The following is an 18,259-nucleotide window of genomic DNA, read 5'->3' on the forward strand; positions in this document are numbered from 1 at the left end:
GTTCCGCATCATGGTGACTTCGGCCTGATGACCCAGCGTTCCTGGATCAACCCGCGCAGGTAGTCGGCGAGGCTGGCCGGCAGCTTGCCCGGCTGATAGAAGACGTCGAACATCGCAGCCAGCAGCGGCGCCGGGATAACGCCGTACACGTTGACGTTGAATCCGGGTCCTGACCCGACAACCTCGCCGAGTTCGGTCGCATAGGTTGGCAGCCGCTTGAGGGCCTCGGTGATGTAGTCGCGGCGCTCATTGAGATTGCTCAGCACGTCATTGAGCTTGCTCAGTGCGGGGCCGAATTCCTTGCGGTTGTCGGCGACGAAGCCGGAGATCTGGGTCGAGACATCGCTTATGCCCCCGATCAATTGGGCCAGCGCGGCGCGTCGCTCGTCGAGCGCGGCGAACAACTGGTTACCGTCGTCGACCAACTTGTTGACCTGATCGGCTCGCTGCGACAGCACGCCCGTCACCGATTTCGCATGGGCCAGCAGGCCTTGCAGAGCTTCGTCACGGCGGTTCAGGGTGCGCGACAGCGATGCCACTCCGTCCAGCGCGCCGCGTAGCTCAGGGGTGGCATCGTGCAGGGTGTCGGTGAGGACGTTCAAGGCTTGTTCGAACTGCGGTTTGTTCAGGTTGTTCGCGTTTTGACCCAAATCTTCGAGCGCGCCGGCCAGCGTGTACGGCGTCGTCGTCCGGCTCAGGGGAATGGTGGTCGCCTTGCCGTGACCCGCCGGAGTCACCGCAATGGAGCGCTCACCGAGGATGGTGTCGGTGCGGATCGCGGCCAGTGATTGGTCACCGACCGTGACGTGCCGGTCGACGGAAAAGGTCACCTTGGCGCTGTCGCCGGCCAGACCGACCGACTGCACCTTGCCGACCTTGAAGCCCGACACGTAGACGGCGTTGCCGGGCGAGATGCCGCCGGCGTCGGTGAAGTAAGCGTCGTACGTCTTTCCCTGTGGGTAGAACGGCAAACTGGAGTAGCCGAAGGCGATCAACACGACACAGATCACCAACACCACGCCGAATACCCCGGTGCGCAGCGGGTCGCGTTCGTGCTTTGGATTACTTGACAAAAGCGCACCTCCCTTGGCTGGGATCCACCTGGCCGCCGAGGGGCAAGAGGATGTCGCCGCCGGCCGGTCCGTTGATCTTGATCGTCACCGAGCAGAAGTAGATGTTGAAGAACGACCCGTAGGCACCGAGTGCGGCCAGACGCAGATAATCCTCGCCGAGTTGTTCGACGTCGTTGTCCACCTCGGCCTTGCGGTTGTCGATTTCGGTGGCCAGGGGCCGGGTGTTCTCGAGGACGCCCTGTAGCGGCCGGCGTGAATTCTTCAGCAGCTCAGTGAGGTCCGTAGTTGTCGACGCCAGGGGCGGAATGGCTCCCGCGATCGTGTCCTTGTTCTTGGCCAGTCCGCTGATCAATTGCTGCAACTGGTCGACGCTGGCCGAGAATTGCGCACTTTTTTGATCGATGGTTCCCAACACCGTATTGAGGTTGGTGATCGCGTCACCGATCAGCTGGTCACGCTGACCCAGCGCCGTCGAGAAAGCGCTGGTGTCGGCCAGCACGTTCGACAACGCTCCACCCTGGCCCTGCAACAACTCGATGATGGCGCTGCTGATCGTGTTGACCTTGTCGGCATCCAAGCCCTTGAGCACCGGCCGCAGTCCACCCAGCAGCGCATCCAGATCCAGCGCAGGCTGGGTGTGTTGGGCGTTGATCGTCGCGCCCGGAGCCAGCTTGCGCAGCTCCCCCGGCCCCGAGGTGATTTCCAGGAACCGGTCACCAACCAGGTTTTCGTACCGGATCACCGCGCGGGTCGACGAGTACAGCGTGTAGCGACTGTCGACGACGAACGCCACGTCGACGCTGTTGTCGGAGTTGAGTTTGATGTCGGACACCGAACCGACCGGCACCCCGGAGATGCGGACCTTCTGGCCGGATTTCAACCGAGACGCGTCGATAAAGGTTGCGTGGTAGGTACTTTCGGGACCGAACCGGAAGTCACCGAAGACCACCACCAGGCTCGCAGCCACCAGCAGCATCGCCACCGCGAAGAGGCTGACCTTGATCACCATCGACCGGTGCGACGGCATCTCCGAACTCGCCATCAGAAGTCGTCCCGTTCCGCGAAAGAGCCGTGGAACAGGAACTGTAGCGTCGACGGTGCGTCGAACTGCAGTTCGGTGAACGGCTCGTACGGGATATTGGCGTTATCGGTGACCAGGAACGGCGCACGGTACCAGGACCCGCCGTTCTGCTTGTTCGGGATGTCGGGCAATCCTCGGCAGTTCGGACCTCCGGAAGCGTTGACCTGCGGCAGGGACTCCGGATACGTGTACGCCGGTGCACCCAGGATGAAGCTCGACGACGTGAACAGGCCGGCTTTGCGAACACCGAGAATCGGTCCGAACTCCTTGAGGCCGCGGTCGATACCCGCGAACAGGCACCCAAATTCGGGTGAGTAGTCGGAGGCCACCTTGAGTGGGGCCCGCAACCTGTTGAGGGCGGCGATCAGATCTTGTTCGGCCGGCGCCAACGTCTCATAAGCGTTGTTGGACAGGCCAATTGTGGCCAACAAGGTGTCATTGAGATTCTTCTGCTGGTCGACGACCGTCTTGTCGATGGCGGGGAGGTTGTCGAAAATCGTATTCAGGTCCGGGGCGGCGTCAGCGTAGATGTTGGTGACAACCGCCGTCTTGCGGAAATCCTCCTGCAGGGCAGGCAGCTTCGGATTCGCTTGTCTTGTCAGCGTATTCAAGCCGGAGAACAGGGCGCCCAGGTCGTCGCCATGACCCCGCAAACCTTCGGCCAGCGCACTCAACGTCCCGTTCAATTCGACCGGGTCGACCTTGTGCAGCAGCTCCATCAGCGATTGAAACAAGGTGTTGACTTCCAACTGCACCGCCGAGGCCTCAACGTGCGCATCCGGACGCAGCGATGTCGGCGATGGCTTCTGGGGCGCAAGGAATTCCACCGACTTGGCGCCGAAGATGGTGTTGCCCGCGATATGCACCGCCGCGTTGGAGGGGATGTAGCTCATGGCATCGCTGTTGATGGCCAACGTCAGGCGCGCCTGATCGCTGCTGTAGGTGATGTCGGTGACCTTGCCGATCTGGATGCCGCGGTACTTGACCTTGGCGCCCTTGTCCATCACCAGCCCGGCCCGCGGTGCCGCGACGGTAACCGTGTCGGTGGAGGTGAAAGCCGCTGTGTACGAAAGGTAAGTCAGCACGGTAAACGCCACCAACAAACTGGCCAGCAGCGCCGCTGCCAGCCGGACATTTGTACGTCGCGCTCCGCCCTCTGCCATATGTTTTAAGCGATCCCCTTACCCAGAGAGGTTGAAGTTACCGGATGCGCCGTAGACCGCCAGCGAGATGAACAAAGTAATGACGACCACGACGATCAGCGAGGTCCGCACCGCCTGACCGACCGCGATGCCCACGCCAACCGGCCCACCGGTGGTGTTGTAGCCGTAATAGGTATGGACCAGCATCACCGCGATGGACATCACGATGGCCTGCAGGAACGACCAAAGCAGGTCCGACGGGATGAGGAAGGTATTGAAGTAGTGGTCGTAGAGACCTGCCGACTGACCGTTGATGAAAACCGTGGTGAATCGGGCCGCGAAAAACGCGGCGAGAACCGACAGCGAATACAACGGAATGATCGCAACCAGGCCGGCGACCAGCCGAGTCGACACCAGGTAGGACACCGAGTGCACCGCCATGCATTCCACCGCGTCGATTTCCTCGGATACCCGCATGGCACCCAACTGGGCAGTGGCACCGGCACCGATCGTCGCTGCCAGCGCGATGCCGGCGATCACCGGAGCGACAACGCGCACGTTCAGGAACGCCGACAGGAAGCCGGTCAGCGCCTCGATACCAATGTTGCCCAGTGAGGAATAACCCTGCACGGCAATGACCCCACCGGAGGCCAGCGTAAGGAATGCCGCGACGCCGACCGTCCCCCCGATCATCACGAGTGCCCCGGCGCCCAGCGTCATCTCGGCAATGAGGCGGATCGTCTCCTTGCGGTAGCGGGTCAGCGCGTTGGGGACATACCGCACGGTTTGGCCGTAGAACAGGGCCTGCTCGCCGAAATCGTCAACCGGGCCCTGGAGTCTCGCCGCGATATTGCGGAACCGGTAAGTGAGGTCGTAACTCATCGCGGCCTCACTTCGTCGAGAACCGCACGCCGATGGCGGTCATCACCACGTTGATGACGAACAGGCAGATGAACGCGTAGACGACGGTCTCGTTGACCGCGTTGCCGACGCCCTTCGGCCCACCCTTGACGGTGAGGCCGCGGTAGCACCCGACCAGTCCGGCCATGACGCCGAACAGCAGCGCCTTGACCTCGGCAAGCACCAACTCGCGCAGGCCGGTTAGTACGGTCAGCCCGTTGATGAATGCACCCGGGTTCACGCCCTGCAGAAACACGGAGAACGCGTACCCGCCGGACAAACCGATGGCGCACACCAACCCGTTAAGCAACAGTGCGACAACGGTAGAAGCCAGAACGCGGGGTACCACCAGCCGGTGGATCGGGTCGATGCCGAGCACCCGCATCGCGTCGATTTCTTCGCGGATGGTGCGCGCGCCCAGGTCGGCGCAGATCGCGGTGGCACCCGCCCCCGCGACGACCAGCACGGTCACCACCGGACCCAGCTGGGTGATGGTGCCGAATGCCGTTCCAGCGCCGGACAAATCGGCCGCGCCGATTTCACGCAGCAAGATATTGAGGGTGAATGCCACCAGGACGGTGAATGGAATCGACACCAACAACGTCGGGACCAATGACACGCGCGCGATCATCCACGTCTGATCCAGGAACTCGCGTCCTTGAAACGGTCGCCGGAAAGAAGCACGGGCTGTATCGATCATCATTTCGAAAAACCCGCCAACAGCACGGGCCGGAACCGAAAGTTGTTCGATCAAACTCGGCACCCCCCCTTTTGCTGCCCACGGCGAAGCCTGTGTGCCGCCGTTGCGTTGTCCATGTTCGCACCCGGCCCCGTGTGAGCCGGATCATATTAACTCAGAAGAAGTTCACAGTGTCAATGAACAGGTTATCTCTGTCTAAAGCGTTAATTTGTCCTGGTCAGCGCCGTCGTGGTATTGCCAATCTGACACACGTTCTACTAGCTGATTGCGCCCCCGGGAAGCGGTATTACGTTGCTATTGCTCCATTAACGCGGTCGCGGAAAAGTTGCGTTCTGGATCTCGACCAGCAAAGTAGTCCTGCAATGTGCTGCTCAGCTGAGCCGGCGCCCAAGCGGCGCCGTCCGCGGTGAACCTGTGTTCCGCGGTCGGAGCTGAGACCAATGTCACTTGAGGTCCGTAGACAATGAACACCTGGCCGTTGACCTCCGCCGCCGCCGGCGACGACAGGAACTGCACCAGGTTCACCACATGATCGGGGGACAGCGGGTCGACGCCGCCTTCCTCTATATCTGCTGCACTGCCGAACACGTCGGCCGTCATCGCGGTGCGCGCGCGGGGGCAGATCGCGTTGGCACAAACGCCGTAGCGACCCAGCGCCCGCGCCGCGGTCAGGGTGAGCGAGATGATGCCGGCCTTGGCGGCGCCGTAGTTGGCCTGGCCCACCGGGCCGACGAGGCCCGCCTCCGACGAAGTGTTGACGATCCGCCCGAAGATCGATCCCCCGGCGTCTTTGGCCCTGCTGCGCCAATAGGTCGCGGCGTTGCGGGTGAGCAAGAAATGCCCTCGCAAATGCACGGCGATGACCTGGTCCCATTCCTCGTCGGACATGTTGAACAGCATCCGGTCACGGGTGATGCCGGCGTTGTTGACGACGATGTCGAGCCCGCCCAGCCCGTCGGCGCAAGACACCAGTTCGTCGGCCGTCGAGCGCTGGCTGATGTCACCGGTCACCGCGACGGCCTTGGAGCCTGCGGCGCTGATCTCGTCGATGACGTCCGAGGCATCCAGCGCGGTGGCGATGTCGTTGACGACCACGGTGGCGCCGAGGCGGGCCAGACCGAGCGCTTCGGCGCGCCCAAGTCCCGCGGCCGCACCGGTCACCACCGCGACCCTTCCGGATAGATCGGTCGCGTTCGTGCTGCTAGTCAATTTATGAATACCTCTAGTTTCGGGGTCGCTCGCCGCTAGTCTTCGCGCAGCAGGGCCGCGCGCGGGCACTCGGCAATCGACTGCTCGGCCAGATCTTCTTGGTCGGACGGAATCGGATCGGTCTTCACGACGGCGTAGTCCTCATCGTCCAGGTCGAAGATATCTGGTGCGATTCCCAAGCACACCGCGTTCCCTTCGCACCGGTCACGATCCACGATCACCCGCACGGCATCCTCCTTGAAGCTGGCCTGGGTCTCGCCCTATGTCCCTTCAGAATGTAGCTCCACCATAGGGCTCGGGTGCATCTGAGGAAACGGTCGCTGGATTCCAAGACTAGAACGTGTTACAACCTCCGAAGACGAAACGGGTAGCCGTTGGTCGAATAGCCGCTTGTCACGTTTACCCAAAGGACGGCTGGAATGCGCATCAGTTACACCCCCGAACAGGAGGAGCTGCGTCGCGAGCTGCGGTCGTACTTCACCGCGCTCATGACGCCGGAGCGCCGTGAGGCGCTGCACTCGACGCAGGGTGAAGTCGGGACGGGCAACGCGTATCGCGACACCGTCGCGCAGATGGGCAAAGACGGGTGGCTCACCCTGAACTGGCCCAAGGAATATGGCGGCCAGGACCGCTCGCCGATGGACTCGCTGATCTTCACCGACGAGGCCGCGGTCGCCGGCGTGCCGGTGCCGTTCCTGACGATCAACAGCGTGGCCCCGACCATCATGGCTTTCGGCACCGACGAGCAGAAGAAGTTCTTCCTGCCCAAGATCGCCGCCGGTGACCTGCACTTCTCGATCGGCTACTCCGAGCCCGGCGCCGGCACCGACCTGGCCAATCTGCGCACCACCGCGGTGCGCGACGGCGACGACTACGTCATCAACGGCCAGAAGATGTGGACCAGCCTGATCGCCTACGCGGACTGGGTCTGGCTGGCGGTTCGCACCAATCCGGAGGCCAAGAAGCACCGCGGCATTTCGATGCTGGCCGTGCCGACGACCGCGGAGGGTTTCTCCTGGACGCCCGTGCACACCATGGCCGGTGTGGACACGAGCGCCACCTATTACTCCGACGTGCGCGTCCCGGTGACCAACCTGATCGGTGAGGAGAACGGCGGCTGGAAGCTGGTGACCAACCAGCTCAACCACGAGCGGGTCGCCTTGGTGTCCGCGCAACCGATCTTCCTGGCCCTGCGTGAGGTTCGCGAATGGGCGCAAAACACCAAGGACGTCGGTGGAGCCCGGCTGATCGACTCGGAGTGGGTGCAGCTGAACCTGGCCCGGGTGCACGCCAAGGTCGAGGTCCTCAAGCTGATCAACTGGGAACTGGCGTCGGCGGAAGGTCATGACTTGGGGCCGGCGGACGCGTCGGCGGCGAAGGTGTACGGCACCGAGCTGGCCACCGAGGCCTACCGGCTGTTGATGGAGGTGCTCGGTACCGCGGCGACAGTGCGTCAGGATTCGCCGGGCGCGCTGCTGCGTGGCCGCGTCGAACGGATGCACCGGGCCTGCTTGATCCTGACCTTCGGCGGCGGCACCAACGAAGTGCAGCGCGACATCATCGGCATGGTCGCCCTCGGCCTGCCCCGCAACCGCTGAGCAGCTCTCTACTCTGCAAAGGACGACACCCTATGGATTTCACGACAACCGAAGCGGCGCACGACCTCGGCGGCTTGGTCGACACCATCGTGGACTCGGTGTGCACGCCGGAGCATCAACGAGAACTCGACGGGCTCGAGCAACGGTTCGACCGGGTCCTGTGGCAGAAGCTGATCGAGGCCGACATCCTCACCAGCGCCTCGGCGTCCGCGCTGGGTGGCGACGGTTTCGGCGCGCTCGAGCAGGTCGCGATCCTGGTTGCGCTGGGCCGCCAGCTGGCCGCCGTGCCGTATCTGGAATCGGTGATGCTGGGCGCCGGAGTGCTGGCGCGATTCGGCTCCGAGGAACTACAGCAGGCCTGGGGCGTACCCGCCATCAAGGGCGAGAAGATCTTGGCAGTCGCTTCCGACGGTGAGATGGGCGAGGGGCCGGTACGGGCAATCCGGTCCGGTGATGGCTATCAGCTGACCGGAACCCGCACGCAAATCGGCTTCGGCCCGATAGCGGATGCCTTCCTGGTTCCTGCTGAAACTGATTCCGGCACCGCCGTTTTCCTGGTGAGCGCCGAAGACGCTGGCGTCACCGTGACCACGCTGGCGACCACCGGGAAGACCAGTATCGGACACCTGGCGCTGGACAGCGTCGCTGTTCACGACGCCCGGCGCGTCGGCGGAAACGAAGTCGCTGCCTGGCTCGGCACGCTCGGAACCTTGGGCCGCACCGCGTATCAACTCGGGGTGCTCGATCGCGGCTTGCAGATGACTGCCGAATACGCCCGCGAGCGTGAGCAATTCGACCGCCCGATCGGCAGCTTCCAAGCGGTGTCGCAACGGCTGGCCGACGGCTACATCGACGTCAAGGGGCTGCGGTTGACGCTCACCCAAGCGGCGTGGAAGGTCTCGGAAGACATCCCCGCCGAGATCGACGTGGCCAGCGCCGCCTTCTGGGCCGCTGACGCCGGGCACCGGGTCGCGCACACCATCGTGCACGTGCATGGCGGCGTCGGCGTCGACACCGATCACCCCGCGCACCGCTACTTCCTGGCAGCCAAGGAGGCGGAGTTCGCATTGGGCGGCGCCACCGGGCAACTGCGCCGGATCGGTCGTGAGCTGGCGGAAACCCCTGCCTAGCTCGTGATTCCCGCTGACCCCACGGTCACCAAACTGTTGGCGCCACTGACCGACATCGACGACCGAGGCGTCTACTTCGAGGAGTCATTCACCAGCTGGCGCGATCACCTGCGACATGCTGCCGCGATTTCGGCGACGCTGCGCGAGCGCCTCGATCCGAACCGGCCGCCGCACGTCGGCGTCCTGCTGGAAAACACGCCGTTCTTCTCCGCGATGCTGGCCGCGGCGGGAATGTCGGGGATTGTGCCGGTCGGACTCAACCCGGTGCGTCGCGGCGAGGCGCTGGCCCGCGACATCAGCCGGGCCGACTGCCAATTGGTGCTGGCCGACTCGAAATCTGCTGCCACACTGGATGATATCGACCATCTGAACGTGGATTCCGCACAGTGGGCCGCCGAAGTCGACGACCATCGCAATGCCGAGTTGAGTTTCCAGTCCGCGAAGGCCGAAGACCTCTTCATGCTGATCTTTACATCGGGCACCAGCGGCGAGCCGAAGGCGGTGAAGTGCAGCCACGGCAAGGTCGCGATCGCCGGAACGACGATGGCACAGCGGTTCGACCTCGGCCGCGACGATGTCTGCTACGTGTCGATGCCGTTGTTCCACTCCAACGCGGTTCTGGTCGGCTGGGCGGTGGCGGCGGCATGTCAGGGCTCAATGGCGTTGCGGCGTAGGTTCTCTGCGTCTGGTTTCTTGCCGGATGTGCGCCGGTACGGCGCCACCTACGCCAATTATGTGGGCAAACCGCTGTCCTATGTGCTGGCCACGCCGGAACAAGCCGACGACGCGGACAACCCGCTCCGCGCGGTGTATGGCAACGAGGGGGTTCCCGCCGACATCGAACGGTTCGGCCGCAGATTCGGCTGCGCCGTCCAGGACGGGTTCGGGTCGACCGAAGGCGGGGTCGCGATCGCCCGCACCCCCGATACGCCGCCGGGCGCATTGGGGCCGCTGACCGAAGGACTGGAGATCGTCGATCCCGACACCGGTAGGCCCTGCGGAGTGGGAGTGGTCGGCGAGCTGGTGAACACCGCTGGCCCCGGCCGTTTCGAGGGTTATTACAACGACGCGGCCGCCGAGGCCGAGCGAATGGCCGGTGGGGTCTACCACAGCGGCGACCTCGCCTACCGCGACGAGGCCGGCTACGCGTACTTTGCTGGGCGGCTGGGTGATTGGATGCGGGTCGACGGCGAGAACCTCGGCGCCGCCCCGATCGAGCGGGTATTGCTGCGATACCCCGACGCGGCCGAGGTAGCCGTGTATGCGATCCCCGATCCTGTGGTGGGCGACCAAGTGATGGCCGCGTTGGTGATGACGCCGGGTAGTGAGTTCGATGCCGAAAAATTCCGGGCCTTCCTGGCCGAGCAGCCCGACCTGGGTCCCAAACAATGGCCGTCGTACGTCAGGATCAGCGCGGAGCTGCCGCGGACGGTGACATTCAAGGTGCTCAAGCGCCAGTTGGCAGCCGAAGGCGTCGACTGCGATGATCGGGTATGGCCGATGCCCCGATAATCCGATGACGTCCCGGCCCCTAGAGCTCGCGCTGGAAGCGAGCTTTGAGCAGCTTTCCGATGTGGTGCCGGCCAACATTGGTGTCGCGATCGCCCGTCCGGACCGGACTTATTCGCTGGGCAGGTGGTGGTCCGGCGTCGCGTGGTCGACCATCAAAGTGCCCCTGGCGATCGCGGCCTTGCGCAGGGATTGGCTCAACGCCCGCGAGCTCGCCGTCAAGGCCATCACCGAATCCGACAACCGCGCATCCGAACAATTGTGGTCACTGCTGGGTGAGCCGGTGGACGCGGCGCGGCAGGTACAGGGCGTCGTCGCCGAAGGCGGCGACACCGCCACCGTCGTCGAATCACGGCGGCTTCGCCGCGGTTTCACCGCCTTCGGCCAGACGGAGTGGACCTTGCAGCGGCAAGCGCGGTTCGCCGCGGAGTTGCCGCTGATCCCCGATGCGGGGGATGTGATCGAGCTGATGGGCGACCTCACTCCCGATCACCGCTGGGGTCTGGCCGCCAATGGCTCTGCGGCAAAAGGAGGTTGGGGCCCCGGCGTGAACGGCGAGTACCTGGTCCGCCAATTCGGGATCTTGTCCACGCCTTCGGGGCAATGGGGTGTGGCGTTGGCGGCCGAAGTCCACGACGGCGGCTTCGAGGCCGGAGTCGAGGTCGTCAACACGGTGATGGACTGGCTCGTCAGCCGGCTTCCCGTGCTGGCCCGTTATTGACCGAACACCGCCGATGCGGCGACTTCTCGACCGTCGAACCCGCTGATGTCTAACCCGTGATCGACGGCACCACCGCGTCGATCAAATGCGGTCCGGGTTCGGCCAAGGCCTCGCGCAGCGCCTCGGCGAATTCCTCGGCGGTGCGCACCCTCCGGGCCGGCACCCCCATACCTTCTGCGATCTTGACGAAATCCATTGTGGGACGGGATAAATCAAGCAGGTCCAGTGCCTTGGGACCTGGCGCCGAACCGGCGCCGACACGTTGCAGCTCGATGCGCAGGATGTCGTAGGCGCTGTTGTCGTACAACACGGTGGTGACGTTGAGGTTCTCGCGCGCCTGGGTCCACAGCCCCGAAATCGTGTACATCGCCGACCCGTCGGATTCCAGGCAGAGCACCGGACGGTCCGGGGCGGCCACCGCTGCACCCACCGCGGTGGGTATGCCATAGCCGATCGCCCCGCCGGTCAGCGTCAGCCAGTCATGCGCCGGCGCCCCGGCCGTGGCCTGCGCCAGCAGCAGGCCCGAGGTGTTCGACTCGTCGACGACGATCGCCCGTTCGGGCAGCAGCGCGCCGATCACGTCGGCGGCAGACGCGGAGGTCAGGGCGCCGGTCGGGAGCTGCGGGCGCGACGCGTCGGCCACCGGGGCGGACGTGCCGGCCGCGACCTCGTCGGCCAATGCGACCAACGCCTCGGCCGCACCGCCGTACTCGGCGAGCACGTGCACCTCGCAGCCGGCCGGGACCAGGTCGCTGGGCATGTTCGGGTAGGCGAAGAAGGACACCGGCGATTTGGCGCCGGCCAACACCAGATGCTTGGCGCCGTCCAGTTGGGCCGTGGCGGCCTCGGCGAAGTACGCCAAGCGCTCGACGGCGGGGACGCCGGCACCGCGCTCCAGGCGCGCCGGGAAGGTCTCGCAGATCACGCGGGCGCCGGTTGCCTGCGCGATGCGCGCCGCCGCGGCCAACGCGGGGGCGCGGGTGGCGTCGCCGCCCACCATGATCACGGTCGGTTCTCCCGAACGCAGCACCTCGGCCACCTCGGGCACCAGCAGCGGGTCGGCGCCTGCCGGCCCCGCGGGCGCCGACGCGGCGGGCTGGGCGCCGTCCGACCAGGACGCGTCGGCGGGCAGGATCAGCGTCGAGATCTGCGAGCCCGCGCGGCTCGCGGCGATTGCCTCGGCGGCGTCGAACGCGACGTCGGCGGCGGAACCCGTGCGGCGCACCCACCCCGAGACGCTGCCCGCAAGCGCGTCGATATCGGATTCCAGTGGGGCATCGTACTTTTTGTGATAGGTGGCGTGATCACCGACGACAACCACCATCGGCACGTGGGCCCGCCGCGCGTTGTGCAGGTTTGCCAGGCCGTTGCCCAATCCAGGGCCCAGATGCAACAGCACCGCCGCCGGCCGGTCGGCGATGCGTGCGTATCCGTCGGCTGCGCCGGTGGCGACGCCTTCGAAAAGGGCCAGCACACCACGCATTTTCGGAACGGTATCCAGGGCGGCGACGAAGTGCATCTCGGAGGTTCCGGGATTGGCGAAGCACACGTCGACCCCGCCGTCGACCAGGGTGTTGATCAAAGCCTGAGCGCCGTTCACCTTTGTCCTCCTGTCCGAAAGTAACCGCGCCCAACGTCCAACCTGGCCAAGACGCGCATCGAGGTTGTTATCGGCTGGTTGGTGCCGAAACGGACTTTACGTCTGCTTCCTGCGGGTGGTGCCGCTGCATGCATGCCCACGAGCGATCAGTTCGAAGCCCGCGATCCGCGGGGCGACGGATCAGGCGCGGTGCGCGGCCACGGATTGAGACTTTCGAGCTGGGCCGCCACCGCCAACAGCAATGACTCCCGGCCGGGCGGAGCCACGAGTTGCACACCGATCGGTAGCTCGGTCGGCATCCGTCCAACCGGTACCGACATGGCTGGAAAGCCCGCGAAGTCCCAGGGGGCCAGAAAAGGGGTCAATCGAGTCGCCGCCACGACATTGGGAAGCCATGCTCTTTCGCTCCAACGTCTCGACAGGGGCGGAAGCGTTGCGAGCATGGGAGTTATCAACACGTCGTGACGATCGAAGAATGCCCGCGCTCGCGCAGTCCACTTGCGTTGCGGCCGCTCTCTGATCAGGCCCGCAGACCGTACGAGGGCTGCGGCCTGTTGGTGTCGCCGAGTGCGTGGTTCGGGCCGGGCCGGAACCGGGGCGCCGGGCCCGGGACCGGCAAGCCAACGGACCAGCATCGCCGGAGCGATGTTTCCGTAGCGCGGTGACTGCGCCACGACGCGATGGCCAGACTCTCGGAGTAGATGCCCGGCGTGCGCAGCGGCGGCGCGATATTCCTTCGGGATCGGCAGCGCGAATCCCGGTGGTCGTAGGGACAGGGCGATGCGCAGCGTGCCGACTGCGTCGACGGTGGCGAGTTCGGGTTTCTCCGCTAGCACCGAAAGCATGAGGGCCGCATCGGAAACGGTGGTGGCCAGCGGGCCGTGGGTGTAGAGGCCCGACCATTGATCCCGGTCCGCGGCCGGAACAGTTCCGAAACCTGGTGTGAATCCGACTATTCCGCATATGGCGGCCGGTGAGCGCACCGACCCGAATGCGTCGGTGCCGTGGGCGAGGGGAACCAAGCCAGCGGCGACAGCCGTCGCGCTACCACCTGATGATCCGCCCGCGGTGTAGGTGGATGCCCATGGGTTCGCGACGATTGCGTCTTGGTCGTCAGTCATCGGCCACAAACACGATTGCGGCGTTCGAGTCGTTCCGATGATCACCGCCCCCGCCGCTCGGAGACGCTCGACGATGTCGCTGTCAGAATCGAATCGCCGACCGTCCGTCATGGACCACGCGGGGTATTCGCCTCGCACGGCCGTCACTTCCTTGATCGCCACCGGCACTCCGGCAAGAGGTAGTGCCCCCCGATCGGGGCGACGGGCGAGGTGCGCTGCCTCGCTGAGCGCCTCCTCCCGCCTGACGTGGCGAAACGCCGCGGCGGCGCGGGAATCAGCGGCAATACGATCGAGGGCGGCCGCGGTCACGTCGACGGGATCGAGCTGACCGGCCCGGACCTGACGCGCCAGATCGACCGCAGTACACGGTGGGGTGGGCATCGCCTTCCTCTCCAAGAAGACTCAATCGGATCAAAAGGTCTATCCGATAGGAATCAATATCGCATACGTTATGCAACGGTACACAAATAAGATACGTATGCCTATCCGATAACCGATGATATCCTTTACCGATGCCACGAGGGCCGACCAAGCGGCGGCCGAAGACCACGGCGGCCTTGCTAAGCGCGGCCCGAGATGTGTTCGCAGAGCGCGGTTTTCACGGCTCGACGATCGGAGAGATCAGCGGGCGCGCGGGACTGACAACGGGCGCTTTCTACTCGAACTTCGACAGCAAGGACGCACTGTTCCTCGCGCTGTTCGATCAGCACAGCCAGGACGTCGTTGAGCGGCTCAAGAACATCGTCAGCGAAGCCCTTCGCTCCGAGGACCCCATCGCGGCGCTGGTTGCGGCGATGTCGGAGGGCCACGGAGAGGAACCGGGCTGGTTTTTGCTGTCCATGGAGTACACGCTGCATGCGATCCGCAATCCCGTAGCTGCCCGAGCGCTCGCGGACCATGACCGAAGACTCCGCAAGGAGCTCGTCCAACTCCTTGCGCTGCTACTGGAGAGATCAGGACGCCGGGACGATGTCGATCTCGACATGTTGGCCCGGCTATTGGTTGCGATTCACGAGGGCAGCCTGGCGCAGAGCCTGGTGGAACGGGACACGCTGCCCGTGGGCGAACTCGAACGCACCTATCTGGCCACTATCCTTCACTCGGTGCTCGCCGGCGATGCGGCTGCCCGACCCTCCGCACGCACAAAACCCGGCAGACGCCGATCCGTCCGCAGCTGATGCCGGCGATGCGGTTACGGACCGGAGCGCCGTGTGTTTGCCTCCAGTTTGAATACGCGTTCGGCGTTGCCGTGCAGAAAGTCGTGACGAGCCTCGTCGCCCAGACCGAGTTCGTCGAGCCCGGCCAACGTGTGCGCGTGAGTGATCATCGGGTAGTTGGTGCCGAACAAGACTTTGCGTTGTCCGGTACCGGTTTTCATGAACCGAATCAGTTCCTCCGGAAGCCGCCGGACGGTGTAGGCGGAAGTGTCGATATAGACGTTCTCGTGTTTGCGCGCGACGGCCACCATCTCCTCGGTCCATGGGTAGCCGACGTGTCCACACACGATGACCAGCTCGGGAAAATCCAGGGCCACCTGATCGATGTAGGGAATCGGGCGACCGGTCTCCGAGGGCCGCAGCGGGCCGGTGTGGCCGACCTGAGTGCAGAACGGAACGGCGGCCTCGACGCATTCGGCGAAAAGCGGATAGTAACGACGATCGGTGGGCGGCGCGTTCCACAGCCAGGGCACTAGCCGCAGGCCGACGAATCCCTCGGCGACCCGGCGCCGCAGCTCACGGACCGCCCGCATCGGGCGATCGAGGTCGACGGTCGCCAGACCGGCAAACCGGTTCGGGTGCAACCGGGTCCACTCGGCGACCTCGTCATTGGAAACAAGGTCCTGGCCGTTGGGTCCGCTCCAGGCGCTGAGCAGGCCGAAGCCGACGTCGGCCGCATCCATCGCCGCGATCGTGACCTCGATCGGGATGTCAGTATCGGGTATGGACCCGCCGGTCCAGCGCCGCAGGGATGCCAGCATGTCGCTGCGCAGGAACCGGGCAGTCGGGTGCTGCATCCACACATCGATCGTCATCGCAATTCAACATTAGCCACGGCCCGTCAGACGGCCAGCGCGGCGCGGGCGGCGGCATGGGTCTGCGCGGCGTACCCGCCACCGAACAGCACGACATGCGCCAGTAGCGGAAAGAGCTGGTGCAGCCCGATGCGGTCGCGCCAGCCGGGTTGGAGCGGTCGCACCCGCTGGTAGCCCGCAACGATGGCGTCGTAGTGCGGGCAGCCGAACAGCGCGAGCATCGCCAGGTCCGTCTCGCGGTGGCCGGCGTGCGCGGCCGGGTCGATCAGCACCACGCCGCCGGGCGTCCACATCACGTTGCCGCTCCACAGATCGCCATGCAGCCGCGCCGGCCGGTCGCCGTCGTCGAAATCGCCCGCGTCGCAACGCGCCATCACGGCGTCGATCGCGGTTCGGGCCGGCGCGTCGAGCTGCGCCGCCGCGAGCTCCAGCATTGGGGCCAACCGCTCCTCGGCGTAGAAGCCGCCCCAGCGCCGATGCCGGCGCAGCGACATCGGTAACGGCTGCGACAACGGTCCGAAGTATCCCGGCCCGTCCCAGCCGTCGGGCCCGGCGCCGAAGGACGGGGCTCCCGCGTCGTGCGTAATCGCCAGGCGACGCCCGAGCTCGCGGGCCGCGTCCGGGCTCGGACGCACCGAGTCGAGCCGGCGCAGGGTCAGACTCGTGGCGTCAAACGAGACGACCTGCGCGCACCGCACGCCGCCGTCGACACTCGAAAGCCATTTCAGACCGGCGGCTTCCCACGCGAAGAAGCCGCCAGGTGCGGCCTGATTGCGTTTGACGAAATGGGTCACGCAGTGGCGTGAGCCGCGTGCACGTCGTCGGCGGGCCGCGCCTCGGTCTGCTCCTTGGCCCAGCGGTAGTCCGGTTTCCCGGCAGGCGAGCGCTTCACCTCGTCGACCAGCCAAAGGCTGCGCGGGACTTTGTATCCCGCGATTTCGGAGCGCACGAAGGCATCCAGCTCCGACAGTGCCGGCCGCGTCCCGGGCCGCGCCTGCACGACGGCGGCGACGTGTTGCCCGTAGCGGGCATCCGGCACACCGACCACCAAGGCGTCGAACACGTCGGGGTGCCCCTTCAGTGCGGCCTCGACCTCCTCGGGATAGATTTTCTCGCCGCCGCTGTTGATCGAGACCGAGCCGCGACCCAACATCGTCACGGTGCCGTCCTCCTCGACCGTCGCGAAGTCACCGGGGATGGCGTAGCGGACGCCGTTGATGGTCTTGAACGTCTCGGCGGTCTTCTTCTCGTCCTTGTAATAGCCGACGGGAATGTTGCCCTTCTTGGCGATGAAGCCGCGCACACCGGAGCCCGGTTTCACCTCGTTGCCGTCCTCGTCGAGCACGACGGTCCGATGGTCGATCGTCACGCGCGGGCCGCCGCTGTGCGGTGCGTCCTTGGCGACGATGCTGGTGCCCCCGAACCCGGTCTCCGAAGAGCCGATCGAGTCGGTGATGACCCGGTTGGGCAGCAGCTCGAGCAACTTCTCCTTGATGCTCGGCGAGAACAGCGCCGCGGTGGAGGCGAGCAGGAACAGCGACGACAGGTCGTACTCGTTGCCCTTGTCCTGGTGTGCCAGCAGCGCGTCCAGCAACGGTCGCGCCATCGCGTCACCGGTGAAGAACAGCAGGTTCACCTTGTGGTCGTGAATCGTGCGCCAAACTTCGTCGGCGTTGAATTCCGGTGCGAGAACCGTAGTTTGGCCCGAGAAGATCGACATCCAGGTGGCCGACTGGGTGGCGCCGTGGATCATCGGCGGAATCGGATGGCGGACCATCGGCGGGTTGGCCGCGGCGGCCCTGGCCAGGTCGTACTCGTCGGAGATGAATTCGCCTGTCGCGAAGTCGGTTCCACCGAACAGGACGCGGTAGATGTCCTCGTGCCGCCACATCACGCCCTTCGGGAACCCGGTGGTGCCGCCGGTGTAGAGCAGGTAGATGTCGTCGGCGCTGCGCTCGCCGAAGTCACGCTCGGGCGAGCTGTCAGCGATCGCGGAATAGAACTCGACACCGCCGTACCGTTTGAAGTCGTCGTCCGAGCCGTCCTCGACCACCAGGATCGTCTTGACGTTCGGAGTGTCCGGCAGGACGTTGGCAACCCGGTCCGAGTATTGCCGCTCGTGGACCAGCGCCACCATGTCGGAATTGTCGAACAGGTAGCGCAGTTCACCCTCGACGTAGCGGAAGTTGACGTTCACCAGGATGGCGCCGGCCTTAATGATGCCGAGCATCGCGATGACGATTTCAATGCGGTTGCGGCAGTAAAGTCCGACCTTGTCGTCCTTCTGCACGCCCTGTTCGATCAGATAGTGCGCCAGGCGGTTGGCCTTCTCCTCCAGCTCCGCGTAGGTCAGCTGTTGATCGCCGCAGATGAGGGCTACACGGTCAGGCACGGCGTCGATGGCGTGCTCGGCAAGATCGGCAATATTCAGGGCCACGGCCAC

General features: G+C 65.1%; 17 protein-coding genes. 5 read left to right on the forward strand and 12 right to left on the reverse strand.

Features of this window, described 5'->3' with window-relative positions; genetic code table 11:
- Positions 1-8: 8 nt before the first annotated feature.
- The 7 genes from OK015_RS27195 to OK015_RS27225 all read right to left on the reverse strand — a co-directional run bounded on the left by OK015_RS27195 (position 9) and on the right by OK015_RS27225 (position 6,332).
- A complete protein-coding gene (locus OK015_RS27195; RefSeq protein WP_442791171.1) occupies positions 9-1,073 on the reverse strand; it encodes a virulence factor Mce family protein in 1,065 nt (354 codons plus the stop codon).
- On the reverse strand, positions 1,063-2,115 hold the full coding sequence (locus OK015_RS27200; protein ID WP_268127890.1) for an MCE family protein: 1,053 nt from the start codon (positions 2,113-2,115) through the stop codon (positions 1,063-1,065). Before OK015_RS27200 ends, OK015_RS27195 begins: the two co-directional genes overlap by 11 nt.
- A complete protein-coding gene (locus OK015_RS27205) occupies positions 2,115-3,317 on the reverse strand; it encodes an MCE family protein (protein WP_268127892.1) in 1,203 nt (400 codons plus the stop codon). The genes OK015_RS27200 and OK015_RS27205 overlap by 1 nt, the downstream gene beginning before the upstream one ends.
- 18 nt (positions 3,318-3,335) lie before the next feature.
- The gene (locus OK015_RS27210; protein WP_268127893.1) at positions 3,336-4,178 is read right to left on the reverse strand and encodes an MlaE family ABC transporter permease; all 843 of its coding nucleotides are present in this window, start codon (positions 4,176-4,178) and stop codon (positions 3,336-3,338) included.
- A 7-nt stretch (positions 4,179-4,185) separates the two neighbouring features.
- Positions 4,186-4,950, reverse strand: coding sequence for an MlaE family ABC transporter permease (locus OK015_RS27215; RefSeq protein WP_268133149.1), 765 nt, complete (start codon positions 4,948-4,950; stop codon positions 4,186-4,188).
- Between the two features lie 240 nt (positions 4,951-5,190).
- The gene (locus tag OK015_RS27220) at positions 5,191-6,105 is read right to left on the reverse strand and encodes a 3-oxoacyl-ACP reductase (RefSeq protein ID WP_268127894.1); all 915 of its coding nucleotides are present in this window, start codon (positions 6,103-6,105) and stop codon (positions 5,191-5,193) included.
- Between the two features lie 35 nt (positions 6,106-6,140).
- Positions 6,141-6,332: a ferredoxin gene (locus tag OK015_RS27225; RefSeq protein ID WP_267733354.1), complete on the reverse strand. Its 192-nt coding sequence runs from the start codon at positions 6,330-6,332 to the stop codon at positions 6,141-6,143.
- Between the two features lie 192 nt (positions 6,333-6,524).
- Here OK015_RS27225 and OK015_RS27230 point away from each other — a divergent pair, with 192 nt between their 5' ends.
- From OK015_RS27230 to OK015_RS27245, 4 genes are read left to right on the forward strand one after another with little or no spacing between them, the layout of a single operon-like run.
- Entirely contained in the window at positions 6,525-7,703 is a 1,179-nt protein-coding gene (locus OK015_RS27230) for an acyl-CoA dehydrogenase (protein WP_268127896.1), read from the forward strand.
- Positions 7,704-7,735: 32 nt separating this feature from the next.
- A complete protein-coding gene (locus tag OK015_RS27235; RefSeq protein WP_268127898.1) occupies positions 7,736-8,833 on the forward strand; it encodes an acyl-CoA dehydrogenase family protein in 1,098 nt (365 codons plus the stop codon).
- A 3-nt stretch (positions 8,834-8,836) separates the two neighbouring features.
- The gene (gene fadD17, locus OK015_RS27240; protein WP_268127900.1) at positions 8,837-10,345 is read left to right on the forward strand and encodes a long-chain-fatty-acid--CoA ligase FadD17; all 1,509 of its coding nucleotides are present in this window, start codon (positions 8,837-8,839) and stop codon (positions 10,343-10,345) included.
- A 4-nt stretch (positions 10,346-10,349) separates the two neighbouring features.
- Complete coding sequence (locus tag OK015_RS27245; RefSeq protein ID WP_268127902.1) at positions 10,350-11,063, forward strand: hypothetical protein; 714 nt, start codon at positions 10,350-10,352, stop codon at positions 11,061-11,063.
- A gap of 49 nt (positions 11,064-11,112) precedes the next feature.
- Here OK015_RS27245 and OK015_RS27250 read toward each other — a convergent pair whose 3' ends face one another.
- Together OK015_RS27250 and OK015_RS27255 are read right to left on the reverse strand one after the other, a co-directional pair.
- Entirely contained in the window at positions 11,113-12,663 is a 1,551-nt protein-coding gene (locus OK015_RS27250) for an acetolactate synthase large subunit (protein ID WP_268127904.1), read from the reverse strand.
- Between the two features lie 146 nt (positions 12,664-12,809).
- A complete protein-coding gene (locus OK015_RS27255; protein WP_268127906.1) occupies positions 12,810-14,165 on the reverse strand; it encodes an amidase in 1,356 nt (451 codons plus the stop codon).
- A gap of 131 nt (positions 14,166-14,296) precedes the next feature.
- Between OK015_RS27255 and OK015_RS27260 the strand changes: the two genes are divergently transcribed.
- Complete coding sequence (locus OK015_RS27260) at positions 14,297-14,962, forward strand: TetR/AcrR family transcriptional regulator (RefSeq protein WP_268127908.1); 666 nt, start codon at positions 14,297-14,299, stop codon at positions 14,960-14,962.
- A gap of 14 nt (positions 14,963-14,976) precedes the next feature.
- On the opposite strand, the gene OK015_RS27265 is transcribed toward OK015_RS27260, so the two are convergent.
- The 3 genes from OK015_RS27265 to OK015_RS27275 are packed head-to-tail and all read right to left on the reverse strand — an operon-like array spanning position 14,977 to position 18,259.
- Complete coding sequence (locus OK015_RS27265) at positions 14,977-15,816, reverse strand: amidohydrolase family protein (RefSeq protein WP_268127909.1); 840 nt, start codon at positions 15,814-15,816, stop codon at positions 14,977-14,979.
- 26 nt (positions 15,817-15,842) lie between these two features.
- A complete protein-coding gene (locus OK015_RS27270) occupies positions 15,843-16,610 on the reverse strand; it encodes a fructosamine kinase family protein (RefSeq protein ID WP_268127910.1) in 768 nt (255 codons plus the stop codon).
- A complete protein-coding gene (locus OK015_RS27275; RefSeq protein WP_268127912.1) occupies positions 16,607-18,259 on the reverse strand; it encodes an acyl-CoA synthetase in 1,653 nt (550 codons plus the stop codon). The genes OK015_RS27270 and OK015_RS27275 overlap by 4 nt, the downstream gene beginning before the upstream one ends.

Origin of the sequence: Mycobacterium sp. Aquia_216, from assembly GCF_026723865.1 — a bacterium.
In the GTDB taxonomy this organism is placed as follows: domain Bacteria; phylum Actinomycetota; class Actinomycetes; order Mycobacteriales; family Mycobacteriaceae; genus Mycobacterium.